Genomic DNA, 26,193 nt, shown 5'->3' with positions numbered 1-26,193 from the left:
GATCAGTCGTCGGCGTCCGGGTATTCGTCGTCCGCCTCGTCGTCGCCGTAGCGGGACTCCTCGGTCTCGACCTCAAGGATCTTGAGCAGCTCGGTGTCCGGGTTGAGCATGATCGCTGCCTCATCCCGGCGGTGCCGGAGCTCGGAATCGATGTAGGACTGCACCGCCTCGGCCAGCGGGATGTGCCGGTTCTCCTTTTCCGACATGTACCAGCGGTGCTCAAGGATCTCGTGCACGGCCTCGGCCGGCTCCAGCTTGCCGGACAGGTCGCGGGGGATGGAACGGACAATCGGCTCGAAGATCTGGCTCAGCCAGAGGTGCGCGCTGTACTCCTCGTCCATGCCCGGGTTGTTGTCCGCGCGGAACGAGTCCATGTCGTTGAGCAGCCGGCGGGCCTGGTTCTCCTGCGCATCCAGGCCGGTCAGGCGCAGCAGCCGGCGCTGGTGGTGACCGGCGTCCACCACCTTGGGCTGGAGCTGGATCGTGGAGCCGTTCTGGGTGGTCTTGATCGCGTATTCCTCGACGTCGAAGCCGAGTTCGTTGAGCCGCCGGATGCGCGCGGCCACCCGCCAGCGCTCGCCGATCTCAAAGGATTCCTTCTCCGTCAGCTCCGCCCAGAGACGCCGGTAGCTTTCCATGATCAGCTCGCTGGTCGCGACCGGGTCCACTTTCTCCTCGATCAGGCCGCCGTCGAGCAGGTCCATGAGTTCCCCGGCGATGTTGACCCGGGCGATTTCGAGGTCGTACTCGCGCTGCCCGGTGGACAGGTCCGGGTACAGCTCTCCCGTCTCGGCGTCCACGAGGTAGGCGGCGAACGCGCCGGCGTCGCGGCGGAACAGGGTGTTGGAGAGCGAGACGTCGCCCCAGTAGAAACCGATCAGGTGCAGCCGGACCAGCAGCAGGGCCTGCGCGGTCGATCAGGCGGGTCAGGGTGTCCTTGCGCAGCATCTGGGAGAACAGCGCGCGGTACGGCATCGAAAACTTCAGGTGCCGGGTGACCAGCACGGGGTTCAGCGGCCGGCCTTCCGGGGTGGTGCGGCCGGTGATGACCGCCACCGGCTCCACGCACGGGACATCCAGCCGGGCCAGCTTGCGCAGCATGTGGTACTCATGCCGGGCGATGTGTTCCGAGGTTTCCTTGATCGCGATTACGGATCCGCCGAGGTGCGCGAAACGCACGATGTGCCGGGAAATGCCGCGGGGGAGCGCCGCGAGGTAGTCGGCGGGCCAGTCCTCCAGGGCGATGTGCCAGGGCAGGTCCAGCAGCTCCGGGTCGGTGGCGGCGGCCGTGATGCTCAGCGAGCTGGACAGGCCCTTGCCGTCGTTGGCGCTGGCGGCGACGTACCGGGGCAGTTTGCCGATCTGTCCGTAATCAGTCGGTTCGTCGTGCCACTGGGCACCGTTGTCCTCGCTCATGCGGTTTTCCTCGGTCATGAGGCAATTCTCCCGTACCGGAGCGGGGCACGCCTAAAAAGACCGGTTAAAGGCCGACGGCGGCCCCCCCGTAGGAGGACCGCCACCGCAAGAGCCGTGGCGTCAGTCGCCCAGGCGCAGGCCGGTCTTGGTGTCGAACAGGTGCACGTGGCCCGACTGCGGACGGACCCAGACGGTCTCACCCTTCATCGGAGGACGGCGGCCGTCGACGCGGGCCACGATGTCGTGGTCCTTGCCGTCAAGGGTGGTGTGGCCGTAGACGTAGGCGTCGGCGCCGAGCTCTTCGACGACGTCGACCTCAACCTGAAGGCCCTCGCCCTGGGCAACGGTCTCGAGGTCCTCCGGGCGGGAGCCAAGCGTCACGGTCTTGCCGCTGGCCCCTTCGAGGACGTCGTGCGGGACCGGGTAGATGGTGCCGCCGAACTGGACGCCGCCGTCGACGACGGGAAGTTCCAGCAGGTTCATGGCCGGGGAGCCGATGAAGCCGGCGACGAAGACGTTCTTGGGCTTGTCGTACAGGTTGCGCGGGGTATCCACCTGCATCAGCAGGCCGTCCTTGAGCACGGCGACGCGGTCGCCCATGGTCATGGCCTCGACCTGGTCGTGGGTGACGTAGACGGTGGTGACGCCCAGGCGACGGGTCAGCGACGCGATCTGGGTGCGGGTCTGAACGCGGAGCTTGGCGTCAAGGTTGGAGAGCGGCTCGTCCATCAGGAACACCTGCGGGTTGCGCACGATGGCGCGGCCCATGGCGACGCGCTGGCGCTGACCGCCGGAGAGGGCCTTCGGCTTGCGGTCCAGGTACGGCTCGAGGTCGAGCAGCTTGGCGGCTTCGCGGACACGTTCGGCGCGCTCTTCCTTGCTGACGCCTGCAATCTTCAGGGCGAAGCCCATGTTGTCTGCAACCGTCATGTGCGGGTACAGGGCGTAGTTCTGGAACACCATGGCGATGTCGCGGTCCTTGGGCGGCATGTCGGTGACGTCGCGGTCACCGATGAGGATCCGGCCGGAGTTGACGTCCTCAAGACCCGCGAGCATACGCAGGGAGGTCGACTTTCCGCAGCCGGAGGGTCCAACGAGGACCAGGAACTCGCCGTCGGCGATTTCGATGTTGAGCTTGTCAACAGCGGGCTTCTCGGTGCCCGGGTACAAACGTGTTGCGTTGTCAAAAGTAACTGTTGCCACAGTTATCAATCCCTTCACCGGCAGGTACGTGCCGGACGATCCGTAGTGAATGGTTCTTAGTATCCAGTTATGACGCTTCCGGCTGGGCCGGTCACGCGTACTCCCCGGCCGAAGCCGAGGAGTAGCAAGCGACGCCGCACGGTAGCTGTGCGCCGCGTCACATACAGAGTATGTCAGATTTTCCGCTTGCGGGGCGAAAGGTTACCGATCCCACACATGATGTCCCTCACCCCGCAGAAGGAACCGGTGTGTAGGCTGTGCGCATGTCGGCATTGCAGATCTACGTCAGTTTCCCCGGTACGGCGCGGGAAGCGCTCGGCTTCTACGCTGATATCTTCGGCGGGGAGCTTGCCTTGTTCACCTATGAGGACTTCAGCCGCAGCGACGGGCCGCCGGAGGCCATCGCCCACGGGGAACTTCGGGGCGCGGTGGCGCTGGCCGGATCGGACGCGGCGGCAGGCGAGAAAACTGTGCGCTGCGAGGGCCTCATGCTGTCCCTGCTGGGCACCGCCGAACCGGCGACGCTCCACGACTGGTTCGACAAACTCGCCGCCGGCGGCCGGGTGGTCGACCCCCTGGCGCCGAAGCCGTGGGGCGCTTCAGACGGGCAGGTCGTAGACCGACACGGACTGCACTGGCTCATCGGATACGAGCCGGCCGATCCGGTCGGCTGAGGGGCACCTGCTGTTGTTCTGAGGGGTGGAAAAGGCACCTACTGCGGGTCGGTTGATTCTGGTTTCGCCTCTTTGCCGGTATGGGCTTTGCGCGTGGGATCCACCGTGCCGTCCGCCCCGTAGTTACCTTCCGAGTACCGGCCGATCTCCGATTCGGCTGTCCGTCCGGGAACCGATCCGGCCTGGCCGTAGTTGGCCTTTACGTACCGGCCCGATTCGCGGGCTTTGTCACCCAGCGGCTCGGGGATCCCGCCTTCACTGCCGGCTTCACCGTAGTTGCCTTCGATGTATTGACCCTCTTCGTCATCGGCGCGGCGGCCGCGTTCGGCGCCGGCCTTCCCGAAGTTGCCCTCAACGTACCTGCCGCGCAGGTCTTTTTCCTCGGGCTCCGCGTCCGAGCCAGACCGGTCCGGGGTGTTAATGCCGCTGCTGTCACTCATGATCGTTCCCTTCCCGAAACGAAATCTGCGTCTATGCGGCGCACTTCCAGTCTAGCGAGGAGCGCGACTTCCCGACAGGAGAAGTTGAGAGGGGTAGCATAAAACTACTGGGGTTGTCAATTGACGATATGGAGCAGATGACTCGAGGAGCCGATCACGATGAGTGACATCAGTCCATTAAGAAATGCGGTCCGGAACGGCAGTGGCCTCAAGCGGCTGGGCGGGACCTGGGGCGAACTTCTTGCAGAATTTCTTGGCACGTTCGTGCTAATTGTCTTTGGCGACGGCGTAGTGGCCATGGCCGTCGCAGCGTTGCCAGGATCAGGCAGGGCACAGACGCCGACAACGATCTTTATGGCCGCCGGAGACTGGCTGCTGATTACCTGGGGATGGGCCCTGGCGGTGACCCTGGCGATTTACGTCGCCGGCGGCGTCAGCGGCGCCCACATCAACCCGGCCGTCACGGTGGCGTTTGCGCTGCGGCGGAAGTTTCCTTGGAACAAGGTGGGGCCGTATATCGTTGCCCAGGTGCTGGGGGCTTTCGCCGGTGCCGCGATAGTGTACCTGCTGTACCACGACGCCATTGACGCCTATAACAAGGCGGCGGGGACCGGACGCGCGGACCCGAAAGGCCTGGCCACCTACTCGATTTTCGCCACTTTCCCGGCGCCGTACTTCAACGGCAACCCCGTGGGGCCGCTCGTTGACCAGATCGCCGGAACGGCATTCCTGCTCATGTTCGTCGTCGCCATCATCGACATGCGCAACACGGCTGTGCAGGCGAACCTCGGCCCGTTCATGACCGGCCTGGCCGTTGCGGCCATCGGCATGTCCATCGGCGCCAACGCCGGTTACGCCATCAACCCGGCCCGTGATTTCGGGCCGAGGCTATTCGCCTGGCTGGCGGGGTGGGGGCAGACGGCCCTGCCGGGGACAGTTGACGGAGCCTTCAGCTGGTATTTCTGGGTGCCCATCATCGGTCCGCTGATTGGCGGCATGATCGGTGTGCTGCTCTATGACTGGTTTGTTGGCGACGTGCTGCACGCGCGCGAGAAGCTGCAGGAATCGACGCCTCCGGGCCGGGCCGGCGGGGAGACACCCCCGTCGTCCCAGGCCACACGGGAGGCCCAGATCTAGCTCAGGCGCCGACGGCCTTCGTCCGCTCCCGCAGCAGGGCTTCCAGCAGTTCGGCCACATGCACGGGCGCTTCCACCCGGAACTCGGCCTGGGTGAAGTCCAGGCCCACTTTGACGCCGACGTCCCCGGGGATGAGACGGTGCAGGGCGTCCTCGTCCGTCGTGTCGTCGCCGGCGAAGACGACGGCGGTGGCGCCGCTGGCCTGCCGGAGGAACGCAACACCGTCGCCCTTGGAAGCGTGGACGACGGCGGTCTCCAGCACCCGGTTCCCGGTCTTGAGGAAGACTCCCGGGCGGTCCTGCAGGGCCGCCTTCGCGGCGGCGACCGCGTCCTCGGCGACGTCGTCGGAGGCGAGCCGGGTGTGCAGCACGACGCCGGCAGGCTTGTCCTCCAACAACGTGCCGGGAGCCTGGTCCACGATCTCGGCCAGCTGCTGCCGCACTTCGGCCAGCAGTTCCCGCTGGGCGTCGTCGAGCTGGAGTTCGGCGGAGCCGGGGCCCATCCAGATTTCCGCGCCGTGGCTGCCGATCAACAGGGTCTTTTCCGGCGGCGAGGCGACCGCCCGGAGGCTGTCCAGGGCACGTCCGGAGATCAGGGCCGTCGTCGTCCGCGGAAGCTCCGCGAGGGCGGCGAACGCGGCGGCGGAACGGGGCAGCGAGCGGGCATCCGCCGCGTGGTCCACGAGCGGGGCCATGGTGCCGTCGAAGTCCATCGCCACCAGCAGCTGCTCCGTGCCGGCGGCGCGGTGCACGGCCGCCAGCAGCTCAGGGCTGAGGGACAGCATGGGCCGGGCCGGGTCGTTCTCAGGAGTCATCACGGACCACCTTCTCCTGCAGTGCGCGAAGGAAGTCCGCGGACCAGAGGTCGACGTCGTGGTCCAGGATCTGCTTGCGCATGGCCCGCATCCGGCGTGCAGCTTCCGCGGGCTGCATGTTGACGGCCCGCATGACCGTGTCCTTGAGCCCGTCGATGTCGTGCGGGTTCATCAGGAGCGCCTGCTTGAGCTGGTCCGCGGCTCCCGCGAACTCGCTCAGCACCAAGGCGCCGTCGTTGTTGGTCCGGGCGGTGACGTACTCCTTGGCGACGAGGTTCATGCCGTCGCGCAGTGCGGTGACGAGCATGACGTCGGCAGCCAGGTACAGCGCGACCATCTCCTCCACCGGGTAGCTGTGGTGCAGATAGCGGACAGCGGTGTTCTGCATCGTGTCGTAGGTGCCGTTGATGTGGCCGACGGTGCCTTCGATTTCCTCCCGCAGCAGGCGGTACTGTTCGACGCGCTCGCGGCTGGGGCTGGCCACCTGGATGAGGGAGGCGTCCTCGACGGTGACCTTGCCGTCCTGCAGCAGTTCCTCATAGGCCTTGAGCCGGTGCCGGATGCCCTTGGTGTAGTCCAGCCGGTCGACGCCGAGCAGGATGGTTTTGGGGTTGCCGAGGTCTATGCGGATCTGTTTGGCGCGTTCGATGATCTCCGGGTTCCGTGCCAGTTCGCTGATTTGCTTCACGTCAATTGAGATCGGGAAGGCCTGGGCACGGGCGATGTGGGTGGTCTCACCGTCGGCGCCGCGGACGTGGACCTGCTGCTGCTTCACGCTGGCGCCGAGGAAGCGGCGGGCCGAGCGCATGAAGTTCCCGGCGTCGCTGCTGCGCTGGAAACCCACCAGATCCGCGCCCAGCAGGCCGTCGATGATCGCCCGGCGCCAGGGCAGCTGCGCGAAGATCTCCGGCGGCGGGAAAGGGATGTGGTTGAAGAACCCGATCCTGAGGTCGGGCCTTTCCTCACGGAGCATCTTCGGGACCAGCTGGAGCTGGTAGTCCTGCACCCAGACGGTCGCGCCCTGGGCCGCGTGGCGGATCACGGCGTCGGCGAAGCGCTTGTTGACCTTCCGGTAAGTATCCCACCAGGTGCGGTGGAACTCCGGCGGGGCGATCACGTCATGGTAGAGCGGCCAGAGGGTGGCGTTGGAGAAGCCCTCGTAGTAGAACTCGACGTCGCGGGTGCTGAGCTGGACCGGGATGAGGTCGATGCCGCCGTGGCTGAACGGTTCGAGGTGCTCGTCCGGCGCGCCGTGCCAGCCCACCCATGCGCCGTCGGTCTTCGTCATCATCGGGGCCAGCGCAGTCACCAGGCCGCCGGGGGAGCGGCGCCAGCCGTCTTCACAGCCGGGCTCATCAGCGGCGCAGCGGTCCACGGGCAAACGGTTTGACACCACCATGAAATCAAAGTGGTCGCCGGACCCGGACGCGTCCGGGTGCTGTTCCGCGGTCGCCGCGCTGTCCGTCCCGCCGTCGGACGTCCGCGCAGTGCCCTGCTCGGCGCGTTGCTCCGTGTACTCGGTTGCTTGCATTGGTGCCCCCTGGGGTCGCTTGTGGCTCCTGTCCACCCTAGCCGGGCGGAATCTTCCGTGCTATTCGTCCGTTGGGCTCACGGAAGGAACTTGAAAGCGCAAGCTCCGAGGTTTCTCCCCTAAAATGATGAAGTTGCCACCCAGTGGACCCTTCCAGGCCGATCGACCCGAGGAACTAATGAGCCCCGCAAACGAACCCCGTCAGTCCAAAGCGGAGCGCACCGCCGCGGCCCGCGAGAAAGCCCGTGAGATCCGTGAAGCGCAGCTGAAAAAGGACAAGCGCAACAAGCTGCTCATCGGCTGGGGCATCGTCGCGGCCGTCGTCGCCATCATCGTGATTGTCGCCCTGGTGGTCACCTCGAACATCAAGAACAACGCCCCGGTCGCCGATTCCGGTCCGACGCCGGCGAACGGGAACGTCCACGGCGGGGTCACCCTGCTGGCCAACTCCGAGGTGGCGAAGTCCGACCCGGCCACCGTCAAGCTCGCTGACCTGCCGTCCGCTCCTGCCACCCCGCCGGCAGAGATCAAGGCACCCGGCGCGGAGGCCGAAGCCGGCAAGCCGGTCAAGGTGGTTCTGTACATCGACTTCATCTGCCCGGTGTGCAAGGACTTTGAGGCCCGGTACAACGAGACGCTCACCAAGCTGCGCAACGACGGCAAGATCACCGTCGAATACCGGCCGCTTGGCTTCCTGGACAGCCGTTCGAGCACCAACTACTCCTCCCGGGCAGCCAACGCCGCTGCGTGCGTTGTGAACGAATCGCCGGAGAAGTATGCCGCGTTTGTCGACGCGCTGTTCGCGAAGCAGCCGGCCGAAGGCGGCGCCGGCCTTCCGGACAACGAGCTGAAGAAGATGGCCACCGACGTCGGCGCGAAGAGCATCGACAAGTGCGTGGATGACAAGACCTACCGCCCGTACGTGAAGTACACGACGCAGGAGGCGGCGTCCATCGGTGTGACCGGTACGCCGACCGTCTTCGTCGATGGCAAGCAGTGGGGCAAGGGTGACAGTGCCCAGACTCCGTTCGACCAGTTCCTGCAGGCCGCGGTCGACGCAAAGAAGTAACCGCCCCGCGCGGCAGCAGCCCGGTTCCGGATTCCATCTCCGGGGCCGGGCTGTTTCGTTGCCGGTGTTTTTTACCGGCAGGCGTCCGTGGGCTACCCTTATCTAGCTGTCAACGTCCGGCCCTCTGGGGAAACGACGACGGCGGATTGCCTCCTTAGCTCAGTTGGCCAGAGCACCGCTCTTGTAAAGCGGGGGTCGTCGGTTCGAATCCGACAGGGGGCCCCAACGAACCCCTCCGTTCCGGCAATTTGCCCGGAACGGAGGGGTTTCTTTTATGCGCAGGCCTCGGGCCGGTCCCGGTGCGGCAGATTCGGGGCACTTTGACAGGGACGCGCCGCAGCCAACGCCCTCAAAAAGGACCCAGCAGGCCGCAAAGCCGCCCCGGACGGACACTCTCCCCGGGCCCGCCGGCCAGTTCCTAGGACCTCTCAGCGGGCGGCCATGTTCCCGACGCCGGGGGTGCCGTCGGCCAAGGCGTAGCGATGCATCACGGCGCCCTTGGGTGAGGCGACGACGGGCTCGATGAGCCGAAGGTTCGTCGGGACCACGCCGTCGGCAAAGACCTTCTTGCCGCTGCCGAGCAGGATCGGGTAGACCCAGAGCGTAAGCCGGTCGAAGAGCCGTTCGGCGAAGAGGGTCTGCACGAGGTCGAGGCTGCCGATGACGTGCACGTGCTCGTGACGGTCCCGAAGTTTCCCTACGGCGGCGGCGGTGTCAGGGCCGAGCAGGGTGGAACCGGCCCATTCGAGGGTGGGCGTGCTGCGCGAAGCGACGTATTTCGGGATGTTGTTGAACAGCCGGGCGATGTTTCCGTCCTGATGCGGCCAGTACGCGGCGAAGATGTCGTAGGTGCGGCGTCCCAGCAGCAGCGCATCCATCCCCGCCATCCCGGCGTCGGCCTGGCTGCCGACGACCTCGTCGATGAGCGGCGCCTGCCAGCCGCCAAACGTGAATCCGCTGTCAGGGTCCTCCTCCGGGGCGCCGGGTGCTTGGGCGACGCCGTCGAGGGTTGTGAAAAGGTCGATATGGATCAGTCCCATGCTGTGCTCCTTCGCTGGCGCCCGCCGGCGCCCGCGCGGCGGGATTACTTTGAGGCTGGCACAGCGTCCCCTGGGGCGCAACGGGTTTCGGTGCGGCCGCAAAACTCCGGGACACGACTCACCCCACAGGCCGCGTGGCCTCCTCGAGGATTTCCAGCAGGTGGCGGTAGGAGTGGCCGGTGGCCTTGGACATGCCCAGTTCGCAGGTGCGGTTGGTCGAGGCGTAGGCGTCGAATTCACGCTCGTTGATTTCGCGCGCCTGCTTGTCCGTGGCGGAGTCGGTCAACTCCGGGTGCAGCAGCCCCCGGTCACCGGCGAAGGCACAGCAGCCCCAGTTCAGCGGCACGAACACGTCCTCTGTGACCGTCCGGGCGATGTCCATCAAGGCGCCGTTGGTCCCCAGCTGGGTGGAGGAGCAGGTGGGGTGCAGGGCCATCGAGCCCACCGGCGAAGTCACCGTGAGCTTCCCGAGCACGTGCTGGTGGACGAACTCCACCGAATCCACGAAGCGCAGGCCGGCGTAGCGTTCCCCGGACTCCGCGGCGAGCCGCTTCATGGTGTCCAGGCCCTCGGTGCAGGAGGCGGCGTCGCACACCACCGGCAGCCGGCCCTGGCCGCTCGCCGCATACAGCCCGTCCAGCACCTTCATGGACATGGCAGCGTAGCCCTGCGAGAAGCCCTTGGACTTCCACGGGGTGCCGCAGCACAGGCTCTCGATGCCCTCCGGAACAGTGAGTCCAATGCCGGCGCGCTCGCAGAGGTCCAGGAATGCCTGCGCGGACCCTTTCCCCGTACCTTTCCCAGTGCCGCCGGGCGCATCCGCCGGCCCGAACATGGTGCCGATGCAGGCGGGGAAGAACACCGCGATGCTGTCCGGGTCCTGGCGTGGCCGGCGCCTGGAGCCGCCGGCGGGCAGCACGGCGTCGTAGGCCGGCACAGTCTCAGCGCCCAGCACGGCACGCCCGACGGCGGTCGCTGCCTTCGCCAGGGGAGCCGGCATCGCCTTCGCCACGGTCAGGGCCAGCCCGCCGCCGGCAGTGACGGCGCCCCAGCGGTCCGCGGCGGCGCTCCAGCCGGCCTCGGCGACGGCGTTCGCGTTTTCCTTCCGCAGCCGCCGCACCAGGTCCCCGGTGTTGATCAGCACCGGGCAGGCGGTGACGCACATACCGTCAGCGGCGCAGGTCTGCACGCCGTCGTAGTCGTAGTCCTTACGCAGCCGGGCGGCGAGGGCGGTGTCGCCGCGCTGTTCCGCGGCCGCGATCTCGCGGCGCAGCACGATGCGCTGCCGGGGCGTGAGGGTGATGTCCTTGCTGGGGCAGACCGGTTCGCAGTAACCGCATTCGACGCAGCGGTCCACTTCTTCCTCGACGGTCGGCGCCACCTTGAGGTTCTCGATGTAGGAGAGCGGTTCCTCGGCCAGGAGCACACCCGGGTTCAGCAGGTTGGCAGGGTCGATCAGCCGTTTGATCTCCTTCATCACCTCGTAAAGCTCGTCGCCGTACTGGCGGCGGACGAAGGGCGCCATGATCCGTCCGGTGCCGTGCTCGGCCTTGAGCGAGCCGCCGGCGCCGAGGACCAGGTCCACCATGTCATCGGTGAAGGCCTGGTAGCGCAGCAGCTGGGCCGGGTCGTCGAAGCGTTCGTTGAGCATGAAGTGGACGTTGCCGTCCTTCGCGTGCCCGAAGATCACCGACTCCTCATAACGGTGTTCGGCGAAGAGCCGCGTCAGTTCACCGCAGGTGTCAGCCAGCGCCGGGACCGGGACCACGATGTCTTCCAGCAGTGCGTTGGTTCCGGACGGGCGGGCGCCGGCCACCGTGGTGTAGAGGCCCTTGCGGACGTGCCACAGCGCGGCACGGTCCTTGGGGTCGGTCGTCAGCGCGAACGGCGAGGCCAGGTCCAGCGACTCGAAAAGCTCCTGCGAGGCCCGCCGCTTGGCGGACAGCTCCTCGGCGTCGGTGCCCTGGTGTTCGATCAGCAGGGCGGTGTGTCCGTGCACGGGAAGGGAACGGATGGCTGCCGGGGCGTCGGCGGCGAGCTGGGCGACCTTCAGCGCTGCCGCGTCCATCAGCTCAATGGTCGCCAGGCCGGAGCCCCCGAGGTCCGGCAATGCAGCGGTCGCGGCGGCGAGCGTGTTGAAGACCAACAGGCCCGTGGCGACGGCGGGTTTCACCTCAACAGTGCGGAACACCGCCTCGGCAACGAAGCCGAGGGTGCCTTCGCTACCGATCATGAGGTGCATCAGGATGTCTACGGCGCGTTCGTAATCCAGGAAGGAGTTCACGCCGTAGCCCATGGTGTTCTTCATCGAGAACAGTGCGGTGATGGTCCGCACGGAACCGGCATTCCCGGCTACCCGGCGGCGCAGCCGGAGCAGGCCCTCGTGCAGGTCTGGTTCCAGTTCCCGCAGCCGCGCGTCAGCGTCGGGGGCTGCAGTGTCGATGACCGTGCCGGAGGGCAGGACCAGCACCATCGACTCCAGTGTGCGGTAGGTGTTGAACTCGGTGCCGCAGGCCATCCCGGAGGAGTTGTTCGCGATTACGCCGCCCACGGTGCAGGCGATCTCGCTGGCCGGATCGGGGCCGAGTTTGCGGCCGAAGGCGGCCAGCCGGGCGTTGACGCTGCGGACCGTGGCGCCGGGCTGGACGCGGACCCGGGCGCCGCCGTCGAGGACTTCGACGCCGCGGAAGTGCTGGCGGGTGTTGATCAGCAGGCTGTCGCTGAGTGCCTGGCCGGACAGGCTCGTGCCGCCGGAACGGAAGGTGGCCGGAAGGCCGAGTTCGCGGCTGCGCCGCAGCAGGGCCGCGACGTCCTCGGCGGTGCGCGGGGTGGCGACGCCCTGGGGGATCAACAGGTAGTGCGAGGCGTCGTGCGCCATGGCCCGGCGGTCCAAGTCCCGGGTGCTGACGGTGTCCAGCCCCAGCTGGTCAAAGTCCAGCTGGCCGATCGGGGATGTGGCTGCCGCCGTGGTTGTCATGCGCTGCTCCAGGGTCTTTCGGAAGTGCTACGGGGTGGGAGATTGCTGCGGCGGGGTCGCTTCCCGCGCCCGCTGGTAGAACCATTCGATGTGCTCGCGCAGGAGGCGGGCTGCGAGCTCGCCGTCCCGTGCCTCGACGGCGTCGAAAATGCCGTGGTGCTGGGCCCGGAGCACGGACAGCACGTCCGGCCAGGCCTCCATTGCGTCCATCGCGCCCTTGACGTACCCGACGATGGAACCGCTGAGCGATTCCATCATCGTGGCCACGACGGCGTTCCCGGCCAGCGAGCTCAGCGCAACGTGGAACCGCGCGTCGAGTTCGTGGAAGGAGGCGCGGTCCAGATCCGGGTTGTCCATGGCCTCCAGCAGCTGGGCTGCCTGCTCCAGTTCCTCCTCGCCGCCGGTCCGGGCCGCCCCGGCCTGCGCCGTCCAGGTTTCGAGCAGGATACGCGTCTGCACGATGTCCTCGACCGGCAGCCGGCTGCTCGCGACGTGCAACCGCAGGGCGGAGGACAAGCCCGCGGAGGGATCGGAGATGACGATGGCGCCCGACGTGGGTCCCGAACCGACCGAGCTGCGGACGACGCCCATGGCATCCAGAATCCGGATCGCTTCCCGCACCGACGCCCTGGAAATGCCGTAGTTTTCGGCGAGTGTCCGCTCGCCCGGCAGGCGGTCACCGAGGGTGATCTTGCCGGAGCGCAGATCCGCCTCGATGTCCCGCAGGAGCGCGTCATAGGTACGACGGCGGGGGGCAGCTCCTGCTTCGGCGGCTGTCACGGGTGCTTCCTTCCAACGGGTAGGTGCGAGCCGCGGTGGCGGCCCGCACCCTTTCTGGTTTGCGGGGCCGGACGCTACGGCAGCATCCAGCCCAGAACAGGCGTCGACTGCAGGAAGACAAGCGTGCACAGCACCAGCAGCAGAGCCACGCTCCACCCGACCACTTTACGCAGGATCACCGATTCCTGGCCGTCCAGGTTGACCGCTGTGGCCGCGATGGCGAGGTTCTGCGGGCTGATCAGCTTGCCGACGACGCCGCCGGAGGTGTTGGCTGCCACCAGCAGGTTCGGATCGATGCCGGCCTTCAGGCCCGCGGTCTGCTGCAGCTTGGCGAACAGGGCGTTGGCGGAGGTGTCGGAGCCGGTCACTGCCGTGCCCAGCCAGCCGAGCACGGGGGAGAGGAAAGCGAAGAAAGAACCGGTGCCCGCGAGCCAGGTGCCGATCGAGACCGTCTGGCCGGAGTTGTTCATGACGTAGGCCAGCGCGAGCACGGTGATGATCGTCAGGCCGGCCCAACGCATCTTGACGATGGTGCGCCAGATGTCGAGGACCGCATCGCCGACCGTGAGACGGTAGCGGCCGCCGTCGTCGTACTTGGAGTAGACGAACGCCACGATCAGCCCGGTGATCAGCAGCATGGTGCCTGGGCTGGAGAGCCACTGGAAGACGTACACGGTGGAGGAAACGGGCTTGCCGTCGGCGCTGACCAGGGCGTCGTGCAGGATGGGCCACGGGATCTTGACGTCCGTGGAGGCGAGGAAGGCCGGCACGTCGACGCCGAGCTTCCACAGCTTGCCGATGGCGAAGACCACGATCACGAGGAAGTACGGGAACAGGGCGAGCCAGGTGCGCGAGGGCGTGAGACCGTCCGAGGCCTTCTCGGCGGTGGACACCGCACCGCCGTGCGAGCCGCTGTGGGATCCGGTGTTCGCTCCGTTGCCGGCGGCGCTGGAACCGGCTGTCGTGGCGGCGCCGGAGGCAACCCGAAGGCGTTCCCGCGCCTCGCTGCCTCCGCGGGGCTTCCAGAGGCGGAAGAAGATTACGGCCGCACCGAGGCCGGTGAGCGAGGCGACGATGTCGGTGAGTTCGTAGGAGAAGTAGTTGGAGCAGAGGAACTGGGCGGTGGCGAAGGAGCCGCCGACCACGAGGGCGGCCGGCCAGCAGTCCTTGATGCCGCGCCGGCCGTCCAGGATGAAGAGCAGGATCAGCGGTACGAAGGTGGCCAGCAGCGGGGCCTGGCGGCCGACGATGGAACCGATATCCGTGGCGTGCAGGCCGGTGAGGCCGGCGGCGGTGGTGATCGGAATGGCCATCGCACCGAACGCGACGGGCGCGGTGTTGGCGACCAGCACGGCTGCGGCGGCGCGCAGCGGCGGCAGCCCGAGGGCGAGCAGCATCGTGGCGGTGATCGCGACCGGGGCGCCAAAGCCGGCGAGGGCCTCGAGCAGACCGCCGAAGCAGAAGGCCACCAACACGGCTTGCAGCCGCACATCGCCTCCGCCGATGACGTCGAAGACGCGGCGCAGGTCCTCGAACCGGCCGCTGAGCACGGTGACCTGGTAGAGCCACACGGCCATGATGACAATCCACAGCACCGGGAACGCGCCGAAGACGCCGCCCTGGGTGGCCGAGAGGATCGCCAGGCCGGCCGGCATCTGGAAGGCCACGACGCCAACCACGAGGGCGACCAGCAGGGCGAAGCCGCCGGCCACATGGGCCTTGGTCTTCACCACGGCGAGCAGGAGGAAGAAGGTGAGCAGCGGGAGCAGGCCGACGATGGCCGACCAGGCCACGCTGTTGAGCACCGGATCTGTGCTGGGGGTGAAGTGGTCCACGAAGGTTCCTCTACGTTGAGAGACGACGAGTCTTTGGTCAGACCACTGTGGTCGGACCATGAGAGTGTAGCGTACCTCTCACCACGAATGTGAGCCCCGGCACTACCAAGCGCTTCTGGTGAGTGGCCGTCGTCACGTGCTTTACTATGGTCAGACCACATGTCCTGACGCTGCTCGAAAGGCTGTCATGAGAATCGCTTTGTTTGCCACCTGCATCGTGGATGCGATGTATCCGCGCACGGCGCAGGCCACGGTCAGCATCCTGGAACGGCTGGGACACGAGGTCGTGTTTCCAGCGGGCCAGGCCTGCTGCGGCCAGATGCACGTCAACAGCGGCTACCTGAAGGAAGCGGTTCCGGTGGTCGCCAACCATGTGGACGCGTTCGACACGGAGGAGTACGACGTCGCCGTCGCACCTTCCGGGTCCTGCGTCGCGTCGGTGAAGCACCAGCACCCGATGGTCGCCCGCTCCTGCGGCGACACCGCCCTGGAAACCCGCGCCGCCGCCGTCGGCGCCCGGACCTACGAGCTCTCCGAACTGCTCGTGGACGTCCTCGGCGTGACCGACGCCGGCGCCCAGCTCGGCTCCTACTTCCCGCACCGCGTCACCTACCACCCCAGCTGCCACGGCATGCGTCTGCTCCGCCTCGGCGACCGCCAGTCCCGGCTGTTACGCACCGTGGCCGGGATCGACTTGGTCGACCTCCCGGAGGCGGACCAGTGTTGCGGCTTCGGCGGCACCTTCTCAATTAAGAACGCGGACGTGTCCTCGGCCATGCTCGAAGACAAGGCGGCCAACATCCGCACCACCGGCGCCGAACTGTGCACCGGTGGCGACGCGTCCTGCCTGATGCACATTGGGGGTGGCCTGTCCCGTCAGGGCAGCAACGTTACTACTCTGCACCTCGCTGAAATCCTCGCCAGCACCATGGGGGCGCCCGCTTCCGTCACCGGCGACGTCCACGTCAGCACCGGAAAGGCCACCCGATGAGCACCTTCCTGGGCATGCCCTCCCTGCCGGTCTTCGGCTCCGGCAACCTGCACGCCGCCGAATCCTTCCCCAAGGCCGCGCACCGCGAGCTGGGCAACGCGCAGCTGCGCGCCAATCTCGGCCACGCCACCCACACCATCCGCGACAAGCGGCTCCAAGTGGTGTCCGAACTGCCGGACTGGGAGCAGCTGCGCGACGCCGGCTCCGCCATCAAGGAATCCGTGATGGCCCGGCTGCCCGAACTCCTGGAACAGTTCGAGCAGAACTTCACCGCGCGCGGCGGAGTGATCCACTGGGCGCGCGACGCCAGCGAGGCCAACGAAATCGTCGCGGGTCTGATCAGGGACACTGGCGAAACCGAGGTGGTCAAGGTCAAATCCATGGCCACCCAGGAGATCGGGCTCAACGAGTACCTCGAAGAGCAGGGAATCGCGGCCTTCGAAACGGACCTGGCCGAGTTGATCGTCCAGCTGGACCACGACAAGCCCAGCCATATCCTGGTGCCGGCCATCCACAAGAACCGCACCGAGATCCGGGACATCTTCCTGCGCGAGATGCCCGGCGCCGACCCTGAGCTCACTGACAACCCGGCGGTGCTCGCCATGGCCGCCCGCGCGCACCTGCGCCGCAAGTTCCTCACGGCCAAGGTGGCCGTCTCCGGAGCCAACTTCGCGCTGGCCGATTCCGGAACCCTCGCCGTCGTCGAATCCGAAGGCAACGGCCGGATGTGCCTGACCCTGCCGGAAACCCTGATCACCGTGATGGGCGTCGAAAAGCTGCTGCCCAGCTGGCAGGACCTTGAAGTGTTCATGCAGCTGCTCCCGCGCTCGTCCACCGGGGAACGGATGAACCCGTACACCTCGCTGTGGACCGGCGTGACCGAGGGCGACGGGCCGCAGAACGTGCACCTCGTGCTGCTGGACAACGGGCGCAGTGCCGCCCTGGCCGATGAGATGGGCCGGTCCGCGCTGCACTGCATCCGTTGCAGCGCCTGCATGAACGTCTGCCCGGTGTACGAACGGACCGGCGGCCACGCCTACGGCTCCACCTACCCGGGCCCGATCGGCGCGATCCTGTCCCCGCTGCTGACCGGCATCGAGTCCGAGGAAAACAGCTCGCTGCCGTACGCCTCCTCGCTGTGCGGAGCCTGCTACGACGCCTGCCCGGTGAAGATCAACATCCCGGACATCCTCGTGCACCTGCGCAGCGTCGACGTCGACAGCCAGCGCGGGAAGAAGAAGCTGCCCAGCCAGATGGACGTCGGCATGTCGGCCGCGTCCTGGGCACTGTCCTCCGGCAAGCGGCTCGGACTGCTCGAAAGAGGCCTGCCGCTCGGCCGGCTGGCTGCCGGGCGCGACAAGAAGATCAAGAAGCTGCCCGGCATCGCCGCCGGCTGGACGCAGAGCCGCGACATCCCCGCGCCTCCCGCGCAGTCCTTCCGGAACTGGTGGGCCAAAGAGCGCCAGGGTGCGGAACAACACGGTGGCAAGACCCAAGACACGACTCAAAACGAGGAAACCGGAGCATGAGCGCACGCGAAGACATCCTGGGCCGTATCCGTTCTGCGCTGCGGGACGCGCCCGTGGCCCCGGAGATCCCCCGGGAGTACCGGGCAACGTCCGAGCTGGACCAAGACGCACTGGTGCACCTGCTCTCCGACCGGCTAGTCGACTACAAGGCCAGGGTCTCCGTCGTGGCGGCAGCAGACGTGCCGGCGCGGATTGCCGAGCTCCTCGCCGACGTCGGCAGCTACGTCGCGCCGGAAGGGCTCGACGCCGCCTGGGTCACCGAATCCGATGCCCGTCGGCGGGTGGACTCGGCCGCCGCGCCGCTGAGCGTGGCCGAGCTGGACGGCATCGGCGCCGTCGTCACCGGCAGTGCTGCCGCTGTCGCCGAAACGGGAACCATCATCCTGGACGGCAGCCCCAACCAGGGCCGCCGGGCGATCAGCCTCGTCCCGGACCATCACATCTGCGTCGTGAACGCCGCGGACATCGCCGGGATCCTGCCCGAGTCGCTGCGCCGCATTGACGGTACCCGGCCGCTCACGCTGATCAGCGGACCGAGCGCCACCAGCGACATCGAGTTGGAACGCGTCGAAGGTGTTCACGGACCTCGCATCCTGGACGTCATCATCGGCCGCTAAGTGCACCCTTCGGTGATCCCCTCAGGCAGGCAGGGGCGCGCTCCGGCTTGCTGAAATAAGCGGCCCGGGTCAAGCGCCGAAAGTACCCAATTCTCGCGGCCGCATCCTGCTTATACTGTCCGTATCGGCCCCGCTGGGGTGCCGGATACGAAAGCGAAGGATGGCGATTACATGACGGCGGAGAATCTCCATCTGACCCCTGACGAGCCCTTCCCCGAGCGTTTGGGGGAGGTTTCGGACCGGGAATTGCAGGTGCTGGACAGCCAGGTCCAGCGCCAGTTTGACCACGAGATTGTGGCCGACGGCGAGCCGAACCCGGAAACAGAATTCCGCCGCTATGAGCTCGACGAGGAATTCGAGAGCAGAGACAAACGGTGACGTGAAGGCAGCAGCGCGGCCGGCGGGGAGCGCCGGCGACTGCTGCTTGTCCCACCTTGGCTGGCGGGCGCCCTAACCGAACGCTTAAACAAGGGTCCGGCGGGACCTTGCCCGGCTGGCGCGCTAAGCGGGGGTCCGGCGGGCGGTTCCGCGGTTGAGCGCCAGGTGTCCGCCCAGGAATCCGGTGCCTGCCATAACGGCGTTGCCGGCCAAGCCCAGCTGCACGCCCAGGGAATGGCGTCCGCGCGTGCGGGCGATCAGGGAGCCGAGGAGAAGGAAGACGGCGGCGTCGGTGCCAAGTCCGTGCACGGCCCCGATGCGTCGATCGGTGCCTGTCATTCCCGCCCAGTCGCTCGCTCCGGCGAAGGCAGTTGGCACGGCTGCGGCCAAGCCGGCGGCCACCAGGAGGGTGGCGCCGTGGCGGTCCTGGGGCTTCCCGGCCACGTCGAGGATGGCTGCGCTGATCCAGCACCCGAGTGTCAGGTCGGTGAGTGGCGGATGGATCGAATGGCCGAGGACGTCCGTATGAAAGGCGCTGCGCTGCGCCCATCTGAGCACCGGCCCGTAAACGAGGTCCTGCGCCGCGGCCACACGCTCGGAAAGCGGGCTCTCCCCGATGGCACGGGCCACGCGCAGCGGAACTGACAGGTCGCTCACGCCCATTAAGGTACGCCTGCCGGCGGCCGGCGGGCAACAGCGCGGCAGGTGTCGAGCACCGGCCGCGCTGCTGCCTCGGCAGCCACTCCGCGGGTTGAGTCAGTTCGCCGCCGCGCCGGCGTCGATCCCGTCCGCCGTGTTGGCGAGCCGGATCCAGGTTTCCACGACGGTGTCCGGGTTCAGGGAGACGGAATCGATGCCTTCGGCCACCAGCCATTCGGCGAGATCCGGGTGGTCGCTGGGGCCCTGCCCGCAGATGCCCACGTACTTGCCGCGCGCTTTGCAGGCCTTGATCGCCATGCTCAGAAGCTTCTTGACGGCCGGATCGCGTTCGTCGAAGCTGCCGGCGACGATGGCGGAGTCCCGGTCGAGACCGAGGGTTAGCTGGGTCATGTCGTTGGAGCCGATGGAGAAACCGTCGAAGTGGTCAAGGAACTCGTCGGCGAGCAGGGCGTTGGACGGGAGTTCGCACATCATGATGACCTCCAGTCCGTTTTCGCCGCGGCGCAGGCCGTTCTCGCCCAGCAGGTCGATCACGCCCCGGGCCTCGTCCAGGGTGCGCACGAAGGGGATCATCAGTTTGACGTTGGTCAGGCCCATTTCGTTGCGGACGAACGAGAGGGCCTCGCATTCGAGGTCGAAGCAGTCCCGGAAGCTCGGTTCCAGGTAGCGTGAGGCGCCCCGGAAGCCGATCATCGGGTTCTCTTCGTGCGGCTCGTAGGCGGGGCCGCCGAGGAGGTTGGCGTATTCATTGGACTTGAAGTCGGACATCCGGACAATCACCGGCTCCGGCGCGAACGCCGCGGCGATGGTGGCCACCCCTTCGGCCAGGCGCTTGATGTAGTAGTCGCGCGGGCTGTCGTACGCCGCGGTCCGCTCCCGGATTTCTGCCAGCACCTCGGCTGGCTGGTCGTCCATGTTCAGCAGCGCTTTGGGGTGGATGCCGATCTGGCGGTTGATGATGAACTCCAGCCGCGCCAGCCCCACACCGTGGTTCGGCAGCTGAGCGAAGGTGAACGCCTGTTCCGGGGTTCCGACGTTCATCATGACCTTGACGGGGGCCTGCGGCATTGTGGTGATCCCGGTTTCCTCCACGGTGAAGTCGAGAATGCCGTCGTAGATGATGCCCGTCTCACCGTCGGCGCAGGAGACCGTGACCTTGCGGTCATTGGCGAGAACGTCGGTGGCCTCCCCGGTTCCGACGACGGCGGGAATCCCTAGTTCCCGGGCGATGATGGCGGCGTGGCAGGTGCGCCCGCCGCGGTTGGTCACGATTGCGGAGGCACGCTTCATGATCGGTTCCCAGTCCGGGTCGGTCATGTCGGCGACAAGGACGTCACCGGTCTGGAAGGCGGCCATCTGGTCGATCGAGGTGAGGACGCGGACGCTGCCGGCGCCGATGCGCTGGCCGATGGCGCGGCCTTCGGCCAGCACTGGGCCGGTCGCGTTGAGACGGTAGCGGCTGGTGGTGCCCGGAGCCCGGCGGGACTGCACCGTCTCCGGGCGCGCCTGCAGGATGTAGAGGCCGCCGTCGATACCGTCCTTGCCCCATTCGATGTCCATCGGCCGGCCGTAGTGGTTCTCAATCGCTATGGCGTGGCGGGCGAGCTGCTCGACGTCCGCGTCGCTGAGGCTGAAACGGTTCCGCAGCGACGCCTCAACCGGGACGAAGTCGATGGTGCGGCCGATTTCACTGTTGGCGGTGTACGTCATCTGCAGTGCCTTCTCACCCAGTCCGCGCTTCAGCACGGCGGGGCGGCCCGCCTGCAGGGCAGGCTTGTAGACGTAAAACTCATCAGGGTTCACGGCACCCTGAACCACCGCCTCGCCCAGGCCGTAGGACGAGGTGACGAACACGGCATCTTGGAAGCCGGACTCGGTGTCCATGGTGAACATGACACCGGAAGCGCCGACGTCGGAACGCACCATCCGCTGGACGCCCGCTGAAAGGGCGACTTCGGCGTGCTCGAATTTGTGATGCACCCGGTAGGCGATGGCCCGGTCGTTGTAGAGCGAGGCGAAGACGTCCTTGATGGCCTGCAGGATGTTCTCGATGCCGCGGACGTTGAGGAAGGTTTCCTGCTGGCCGGCGAAGGAGGCGTCGGGGAGGTCTTCCGCGGTGGCGCTGGAGCGCACCGCCCAGGACAGGTCTTCGGAGCCGCCGTGCTTTTCGACGAGCTGATCGTAGGAGCTGCGGATCTGCGCTTCGAAGTCGGGCAGGAACGATGTTTCACGGATCAGCGACCGGATCTCCTGGCCTGCGGCGGCCAGTGCCGTGACGTCGTCGGTGTCCAGGCCCACCAGCCTGTCGGCGATCTGCTGGTCCAGGCCCGAATCCGCCAGGAAGCGGCGGTACGCGTCCGCCGTCGTGGCGAAACCGTCCGGTACCTGCACACCGGCTGACGTGAGGTTCTGCACCATCTCGCCCAGGGAGGCGTTCTTGCCGCCAACCCGGTCCAGGTCCTTGAGTCCAAGTTCGGAAAACCACAGGATATCTGTCGTCATTTTTACTGCTCCTTCGCAGAGAATGAGGTGCGCGAACGCCCGCATGCGGCGATGGCCGGTTGCCGGGCACAATTCCTGTCCACAGTGACAGGTCTCCCACGTCCGTGCCATATGACGTGCGCCACACCGCGCTTGTGAAAATTTTCGCTAATGCTTGAGGTTCATCCGCTGCAGAATCGTCGCCGCCATTTCCTCCACGGACACTGTTGCAGAGTTGAGGTACGGAATTCCGTGCTCCACATAGAGGCGCTCGGCACTGCGCAGCTCAAAGCCACACTGCCGCAGCGACGCATAGGGTGAGCCCCGCCGCCGCTCAGTGCGGATCTGGCTCAGGCGCAGAGGGTTCGAAGAGAGGCCGAAACACTTTGAAACAAACGGGCGCAACGGCCTGGGGAGACCCTCCTTTTCGAAGTCCTCGTCCACCAGGGGAAAGTTGGCGGCGAAGATCCCGTGCTGCAGGGCAAGGTACATGGTTGTTGGTGTCTTGCCACAACGGGAAGGTGCCACGAGAATTACCTGCGCCTTTTCAAGCGCGCGCAGGCTCTGCCCGTCGTCGTGTTCCATGGCGTACTCCACCGCGGCCATCCGCGACTGGTAGCGCGCAGCATTGCCGAGGCCGTGCGCGCGCCCCGGCTCGCCGCTGGCTGCGCTGCCCAGCGCCTGCTCCAGCTGCCCCACGTGCGGGCCAATGAGATCGACCACGATTCCCTGGCAGGTCGCCAGGACGTCGCGGACATCTTTGCTCACCGCGGTGGAAAACACGACCGGCCGCGGTCCTTTGGCGGCGAGCCGGTCGATGATCTCAACAACGGATCTGGCCTGCCCGGCCGTCGTAATGAAGGGGACTGTGATGCGGTCAAAATTGTTGGCCGGGAACTGGGTCAGCAGGGTGTTGCCGAGCGTTTCCGCTGTGATGCCGGTGCTGTCCGAAAGGAAGTAGACAGGCCGAAGATCCTCGTTGGTCATGAAGGCATTGTCCACCAAAGCCGGCCGAAGAGGGCGGCAAAGCGGTCCACCGCGCCGCGGGGGACGTTAGGCCCTTGACCGCCCTGAGGAGCCTGGCAGAGGGTAAAACCTATGAGCGAAACGAATCCGGGAACGCCTGAAATCAAGTCCTCCGACCTTGAAGAGAAGCCAACGGCCGTGATCCGCGAAACCGTGCCGATGAACGCGCTGCGCGAATTCTTCGACCGCGCCTACTCGTCCGTGATGTCGGCGCTTCAGCAGCAGCATGTCCAGCTCGCCGGGCCGCCGTTTGCGCTGTACCGCGGCATGCCCACCGACGTCGTCGATGTCGAAGCGGGTTTCCCGCTCGCGGCACCCTACCCGGGTGGCAGCGATGGCGGCGTGACCGCCGGAACGCTGCCGGCCGGCCGTGCCCTCGAAGCGCTGCATGTGGGTCCGTATGAGAGCCTGCCGGAAACCTACAACGCCGTGATGGCCCGGATGCAGGAGCAGGGCCTGACGCCCGGCAATGCCATGTGGGAGTACTACCTCAGCGATCCTTCCGCGGAGCCGGACCCAGCCACCTGGAAGACGCTGATCGTCTGGCCGGTCGCCTGAGTCCGGCCGCTAGTCTGCGTCGATCTCTTCGAGAAGCTTCTTGGCCGCGGCCGCGATGTCATCGTGATCATGTTGCGCCGCCCGGCTCTCCAATGAAACGACGGCGCAGCGGTGCACCTTCTTGAAGTCGCCGAAGGGGAAGCTCACGCTGCCCTTGGTCCCCTCCGAAGCGTCCGGATCCAGCCCCAGGTGCCAGGCGGCGAAGTCCGCGAACCCGTTCTTATCGATGAATGTGTTTTCCTGTTCCGTCGACGGCGCGTGCTCGCTCCAGTCGTCCCGGGAGTCGTGCTCGACCTTCCCTTCCTTGACGAGCTTGCGCGCGTGTGCCAGTGCCTTCTTGTTGAGTTTGGTTGCCATCTTTGCCTCCAGGTTCGCTCGAACACTTGGGTGGTCCCGCGACGCGAATGTCGCTTTAAACACACTATTCTCCAACTGTGGTCCTGATGCCCTAAACTGCTTCACTTAGGTGCCTGAAATGGCGCTGCGCAGCAACGAAAGTGAATCCCGCTATGGCTACCGATTACGACGCCCCACGCAAGACAGAAGAAGAGTCTCCCGCTGAATCGCTGGAGGCCCTTCAGGCGTCCCGCGGCGGCGGCGCCCAGACTGCTGTTATCGACGTCGACGAGAACGACACGGCTGAAGGAATCGACCTTCCCGGCGCCGATCTCTCCGGCGAAGAGCTGACGGTGATTGTTGTTCCGGAGCAGTCCGATGAATTCACCTGCTCCTCCTGCTTCCTGGTCCGCCACCGGTCCCAGGTTGCCAAGGAAAAGAACGGCATGAAGTACTGCATCGACTGCGAAGGCTAGACAGCCCTTCACCGCGGGCCCGGATTGCAGGCCCGTACCAAATTTGAATCCAACGCAAAGCGTCGGACCCCGCAGGGGCCCGGCGCTTTGCCATACCCGGGGTGAGGCCCGGCCAGCCCGCACCCGGGCGGTGCCGCCCGACCAGCTCGCGTGGGTCAACGGACCCTCGTCACCGCGGGCTGGCAGATCTACCCTTGAGGTATCCGGCTGAGTGGGATTTCCGGGTGACTTGAGGGGGCGGTCCGCGTGGCTGGATCTTTTGGCAAGAGATTGTCCGTTTGGCTCATGGCTGTGCTGATGGCGGTAGGGCTGGGACTGCTGGCGCCTGGTCCGGCGGTTGCTGAGCCGTACTGCGGGCTGGTGTGGGGGTCCCTGGCCAAGTCCGACCCTGCGATGAGCCAGTCGAAGGTGGTCAACGTCCGGACGGGCCGGCACTACTGCTTCGACCGCCTGGTCATCGACCTCAACGGGCCGGTAGCGGGCTACACGGTGCGGTATGTTCCCCAGGTCAGCCAGGACGGCTCCGGTTCGCCGGTCCCGCTGCGGGGCCGTGCGTTTATCCAACTGACCGTCAACGCCCCAGCGTACGACGACGCCGGCCAGCCAACGTACAACCCTGCCAACAAGAACGAGCTGAGCGAAGTGGGCGGTTACCAGACCTTCCGGCAGCTGGCCTGGGCCGGCAGCTTTGAGGGGTACTCCAGCCTGGGCCTCGGCGTCCGGGCCCGGCTGCCCTTCCGGGTATTCGCCTTAGCCGGACCGGGCTCGGGCTCGCGCCTCGTGGTGGACGTCGCGCACTACTGGTGAGCCGGCGTCGGGTCACTACTCGGGCCAGGCGTCGGTTACTCGTGACGCGGCACCGGTCTCTACCGGTGCCCGGCCTACGGCGGGTGACCGGGTGGTTAGCGTTGGAGTGCGCCGAGGTCTGCCCGGAGCGGGTACTCCTTGCCGTCCAGCACCAGCTGGGCGCAGCGCCGCGTTGCAGGGTTCAGCACGATGGGCGCCATCAGGTTCACGGTTGTGGCAGCGGGGGAGTGGTTGACCACCACCAGCACCTGCGGCGCCTCACCGTCACGGAGTTCCAGGGCCTCCCTGGCGCCGGCCGGTAGCGGCGGGGTGTAGCCCGGAACGAACACAGCGGCGTCCGCCAGAAAGAGCCGCACGGTAACGGGCTGCTCTGCTTCGAGGGCGAACAGGCCCGGGGCGCTGTCGATGTTCCGCAGAGCGAAGTCGTGGACGGTTTCCAGCCCCGGCATCGGGGCGGTAAACGTTACCGGCGTGCTGCTCAGAACGGCGTTCATCGCAGGAAGTCCATCAGCGTGGGCTGCAGCACCCGGGCGGTAGCGGCGAGGGCCACCTGGTAGTTGGTTTCCTGAAGCTTCAGGTCCATGATCACGCTGCCAAGGTCAGCCTTTTCTATACCGGTCCTCTGGGCGTCCAAGGAGGCCTCCAATTCGGTGTTGACGTTGCCGGCACGTTCCAGCTGTGCCTGCCGTGTTCCAATTTCAGCACGGCCGTTGACGATGGTCTTAAACGCGGCGTCGACGTCGGCCGCCCGCGGGGCAATGTCCGTGCCGGTGCGCAGGTCGGCGGCCAGCTTGCTCACGATGTCGAAAACGGAACCGCTGCCGTTGCCGAAGATGGCGGCCCCGTCAGCGTCGACCCGGACGCTCTGGGTGGCGCTGATCCGCCGCTCAACCGGGCTGATGCCGGTGCCGTTGAATGTGGGCGGGGTTCCGGTGTCGCCGGGGATGCGCGGATCGCGCGGGGTGCCGGGGGTGAAGGCTCCGGGTGCGTCCGAACTGCCGGCAAAGATGTTGCGGCCCAGGTGCTGGCTGTTGGCGATCGAGACCAGGTCCTGGTTCAGTGACTCCAACTCGTTGGCGATGGCGTCCTTGCCGGACTGCGGCAGGGCGTCGTTACCGGCCATGACGGTAAGGTCCTTGACCCGGTGCATCACGTTGGTGGCATGCTCCAGTGCGGCATCGGCCGCCGTGAGCCAAGTGTTGCCGTCGTCGATGTTCCTGCCGTACTGGGCATTGGCCGCCTGGAGAGAGCGGGTAGCCAGGGCCTGCGCGGTGGCGGCGGGATCGTCCGAGGGGCGGGAGATCTTGTTCAGCGTCGTGGCTTTGTCCTGCAGTTCGGCCAACTTGGCCTGCTGCGTCTGCAAGGTCCGCTGGGCGGCCGCGTTCATGGTCAGGTTTGTTACCCGGTTCAGCATGGCT

24 protein-coding genes, 1 tRNA gene and 1 pseudogene are annotated in these 26,193 nt (G+C 66.7%); 11 read left to right on the top strand and 15 right to left on the bottom strand.

From position 1 onward, the window contains the following. Window positions 1-2: 2 nt before the first annotated feature. Window positions 3-1,416, bottom strand: a pseudogene (locus tag QFZ61_RS00895) (DUF4032 domain-containing protein). Window positions 1,417-1,536: 120 nt separating this feature from the next. Then, window positions 1,537-2,619, bottom strand: coding sequence for an ABC transporter ATP-binding protein (locus tag QFZ61_RS00890; protein ID WP_307032472.1), 1,083 nt, complete (start codon window positions 2,617-2,619; stop codon window positions 1,537-1,539). A 263-nt stretch (window positions 2,620-2,882) separates the two neighbouring features. Between QFZ61_RS00890 and QFZ61_RS00885 the strand changes: the two genes are divergently transcribed. Further along, a complete protein-coding gene (locus tag QFZ61_RS00885; RefSeq protein ID WP_307032470.1) occupies window positions 2,883-3,293 on the top strand; it encodes a VOC family protein in 411 nt (136 codons plus the stop codon). 38 nt (window positions 3,294-3,331) lie between these two features. Here QFZ61_RS00885 and QFZ61_RS00880 read toward each other — a convergent pair whose 3' ends face one another. Further along, a complete protein-coding gene (locus tag QFZ61_RS00880; protein ID WP_307032468.1) occupies window positions 3,332-3,733 on the bottom strand; it encodes a hypothetical protein in 402 nt (133 codons plus the stop codon). Between the two features lie 159 nt (window positions 3,734-3,892). On the opposite strand from QFZ61_RS00880, the gene QFZ61_RS00875 reads away from it, so the two are divergent. Then, on the top strand, window positions 3,893-4,870 hold the full coding sequence (locus QFZ61_RS00875) for an MIP/aquaporin family protein (RefSeq protein ID WP_307032466.1): 978 nt from the start codon (window positions 3,893-3,895) through the stop codon (window positions 4,868-4,870). A gap of 1 nt (window position 4,871) precedes the next feature. Here QFZ61_RS00875 and otsB read toward each other — a convergent pair whose 3' ends face one another. Both otsB and QFZ61_RS00865 read right to left on the bottom strand, forming a co-directional pair. Next, window positions 4,872-5,684 carry a trehalose-phosphatase gene (otsB, locus tag QFZ61_RS00870; RefSeq protein WP_307032464.1) on the bottom strand — a complete coding sequence of 271 codons (813 nt, stop codon included), beginning with the start codon at window positions 5,682-5,684 and terminating at the stop codon, window positions 4,872-4,874. Further along, window positions 5,674-7,083, bottom strand: coding sequence for a trehalose-6-phosphate synthase (locus QFZ61_RS00865; RefSeq protein ID WP_307037937.1), 1,410 nt, complete (start codon window positions 7,081-7,083; stop codon window positions 5,674-5,676). The genes otsB and QFZ61_RS00865 overlap by 11 nt, the downstream gene beginning before the upstream one ends. Before the next feature lie 310 nt (window positions 7,084-7,393). Here QFZ61_RS00865 and QFZ61_RS00860 point away from each other — a divergent pair, with 310 nt between their 5' ends. Together QFZ61_RS00860 and QFZ61_RS00855 are read left to right on the top strand one after the other, a co-directional pair. After that, the gene (locus QFZ61_RS00860) at window positions 7,394-8,284 is read left to right on the top strand and encodes a DsbA family protein (RefSeq protein ID WP_307032462.1); all 891 of its coding nucleotides are present in this window, start codon (window positions 7,394-7,396) and stop codon (window positions 8,282-8,284) included. Window positions 8,285-8,432: 148 nt separating this feature from the next. Further along, window positions 8,433-8,509 (top strand) — tRNA-Thr (locus QFZ61_RS00855). Window positions 8,510-8,712: 203 nt separating this feature from the next. On the opposite strand, the gene QFZ61_RS00850 is transcribed toward QFZ61_RS00855, so the two are convergent. From QFZ61_RS00850 to QFZ61_RS00835, 4 genes are all read right to left on the bottom strand, one after another. Beyond that, the gene (locus tag QFZ61_RS00850; protein WP_307032460.1) at window positions 8,713-9,324 is read right to left on the bottom strand and encodes a dihydrofolate reductase family protein; all 612 of its coding nucleotides are present in this window, start codon (window positions 9,322-9,324) and stop codon (window positions 8,713-8,715) included. 118 nt (window positions 9,325-9,442) lie between these two features. After that, the gene (locus tag QFZ61_RS00845) at window positions 9,443-12,301 is read right to left on the bottom strand and encodes an FAD-binding and (Fe-S)-binding domain-containing protein (RefSeq protein WP_307032458.1); all 2,859 of its coding nucleotides are present in this window, start codon (window positions 12,299-12,301) and stop codon (window positions 9,443-9,445) included. 27 nt (window positions 12,302-12,328) lie between these two features. Then, window positions 12,329-13,081: a FadR/GntR family transcriptional regulator gene (locus QFZ61_RS00840; RefSeq protein ID WP_307032456.1), complete on the bottom strand. Its 753-nt coding sequence runs from the start codon at window positions 13,079-13,081 to the stop codon at window positions 12,329-12,331. A gap of 74 nt (window positions 13,082-13,155) precedes the next feature. Beyond that, on the bottom strand, window positions 13,156-14,916 hold the full coding sequence (locus QFZ61_RS00835) for an L-lactate permease (protein WP_307032454.1): 1,761 nt from the start codon (window positions 14,914-14,916) through the stop codon (window positions 13,156-13,158). Window positions 14,917-15,103: 187 nt separating this feature from the next. Here QFZ61_RS00835 and QFZ61_RS00830 point away from each other — a divergent pair, with 187 nt between their 5' ends. From QFZ61_RS00830 to QFZ61_RS00815, 4 genes are all read left to right on the top strand, one after another. Beyond that, window positions 15,104-15,907 (top strand): (Fe-S)-binding protein, encoded by an 804-nt coding sequence (locus QFZ61_RS00830; protein ID WP_307032452.1) that lies wholly within the window; start codon window positions 15,104-15,106, stop codon window positions 15,905-15,907. Continuing rightward, the gene (locus QFZ61_RS00825; protein WP_307032450.1) at window positions 15,904-17,436 is read left to right on the top strand and encodes a LutB/LldF family L-lactate oxidation iron-sulfur protein; all 1,533 of its coding nucleotides are present in this window, start codon (window positions 15,904-15,906) and stop codon (window positions 17,434-17,436) included. Before QFZ61_RS00830 ends, QFZ61_RS00825 begins: the two co-directional genes overlap by 4 nt. Then, window positions 17,433-18,053: an LUD domain-containing protein gene (locus tag QFZ61_RS00820; RefSeq protein ID WP_307032448.1), complete on the top strand. Its 621-nt coding sequence runs from the start codon at window positions 17,433-17,435 to the stop codon at window positions 18,051-18,053. The genes QFZ61_RS00825 and QFZ61_RS00820 overlap by 4 nt, the downstream gene beginning before the upstream one ends. Before the next feature lie 171 nt (window positions 18,054-18,224). Then, window positions 18,225-18,431, top strand: coding sequence for a hypothetical protein (locus QFZ61_RS00815; RefSeq protein ID WP_307032446.1), 207 nt, complete (start codon window positions 18,225-18,227; stop codon window positions 18,429-18,431). Between the two features lie 123 nt (window positions 18,432-18,554). Here the strand turns inward: QFZ61_RS00815 and QFZ61_RS00810 are convergent, their stop codons facing one another. From QFZ61_RS00810 to QFZ61_RS00800, 3 genes are all read right to left on the bottom strand, one after another. After that, window positions 18,555-19,088 (bottom strand): DUF2231 domain-containing protein, encoded by a 534-nt coding sequence (locus tag QFZ61_RS00810; RefSeq protein WP_307032444.1) that lies wholly within the window; start codon window positions 19,086-19,088, stop codon window positions 18,555-18,557. A 99-nt stretch (window positions 19,089-19,187) separates the two neighbouring features. After that, a complete protein-coding gene (gene ppsA, locus QFZ61_RS00805) occupies window positions 19,188-21,593 on the bottom strand; it encodes a phosphoenolpyruvate synthase (RefSeq protein WP_307032442.1) in 2,406 nt (801 codons plus the stop codon). A 147-nt stretch (window positions 21,594-21,740) separates the two neighbouring features. Next, window positions 21,741-22,559 carry a pyruvate, water dikinase regulatory protein gene (locus tag QFZ61_RS00800; protein ID WP_307032440.1) on the bottom strand — a complete coding sequence of 273 codons (819 nt, stop codon included), beginning with the start codon at window positions 22,557-22,559 and terminating at the stop codon, window positions 21,741-21,743. A gap of 111 nt (window positions 22,560-22,670) precedes the next feature. Here QFZ61_RS00800 and QFZ61_RS00795 point away from each other — a divergent pair, with 111 nt between their 5' ends. After that, entirely contained in the window at window positions 22,671-23,156 is a 486-nt protein-coding gene (locus tag QFZ61_RS00795) for a GyrI-like domain-containing protein (protein ID WP_307032439.1), read from the top strand. 9 nt (window positions 23,157-23,165) lie between these two features. Here QFZ61_RS00795 and QFZ61_RS00790 read toward each other — a convergent pair whose 3' ends face one another. After that, complete coding sequence (locus QFZ61_RS00790; protein WP_307032437.1) at window positions 23,166-23,513, bottom strand: hypothetical protein; 348 nt, start codon at window positions 23,511-23,513, stop codon at window positions 23,166-23,168. A gap of 152 nt (window positions 23,514-23,665) precedes the next feature. Between QFZ61_RS00790 and QFZ61_RS00785 the strand changes: the two genes are divergently transcribed. Together QFZ61_RS00785 and QFZ61_RS00780 are read left to right on the top strand one after the other, a co-directional pair. Continuing rightward, window positions 23,666-23,968, top strand: coding sequence for a DUF4193 domain-containing protein (locus QFZ61_RS00785; RefSeq protein ID WP_307032435.1), 303 nt, complete (start codon window positions 23,666-23,668; stop codon window positions 23,966-23,968). Window positions 23,969-24,253: 285 nt separating this feature from the next. Beyond that, on the top strand, window positions 24,254-24,775 hold the full coding sequence (locus QFZ61_RS00780) for a hypothetical protein (RefSeq protein ID WP_307032433.1): 522 nt from the start codon (window positions 24,254-24,256) through the stop codon (window positions 24,773-24,775). A gap of 95 nt (window positions 24,776-24,870) precedes the next feature. Here the strand turns inward: QFZ61_RS00780 and fliW are convergent, their stop codons facing one another. Together fliW and flgL are read right to left on the bottom strand one after the other, a co-directional pair. After that, window positions 24,871-25,269: a flagellar assembly protein FliW gene (gene fliW, locus QFZ61_RS00775; RefSeq protein WP_307032432.1), complete on the bottom strand. Its 399-nt coding sequence runs from the start codon at window positions 25,267-25,269 to the stop codon at window positions 24,871-24,873. Next, window positions 25,266-26,189 (bottom strand): flagellar hook-associated protein FlgL, encoded by a 924-nt coding sequence (flgL, locus tag QFZ61_RS00770; protein WP_307032430.1) that lies wholly within the window; start codon window positions 26,187-26,189, stop codon window positions 25,266-25,268. The genes fliW and flgL overlap by 4 nt, the downstream gene beginning before the upstream one ends. Window positions 26,190-26,193: the final 4 nt, after the last annotated feature.

It is taken from the genome of Arthrobacter sp. B3I4, assembly GCF_030816855.1.
In the GTDB taxonomy this organism is placed as follows: domain Bacteria; phylum Actinomycetota; class Actinomycetes; order Actinomycetales; family Micrococcaceae; genus Arthrobacter.
The sequence above is the reverse complement of the archived record's forward strand: the minus strand, read 5'-3'. Positions and strand labels throughout refer to the sequence as shown.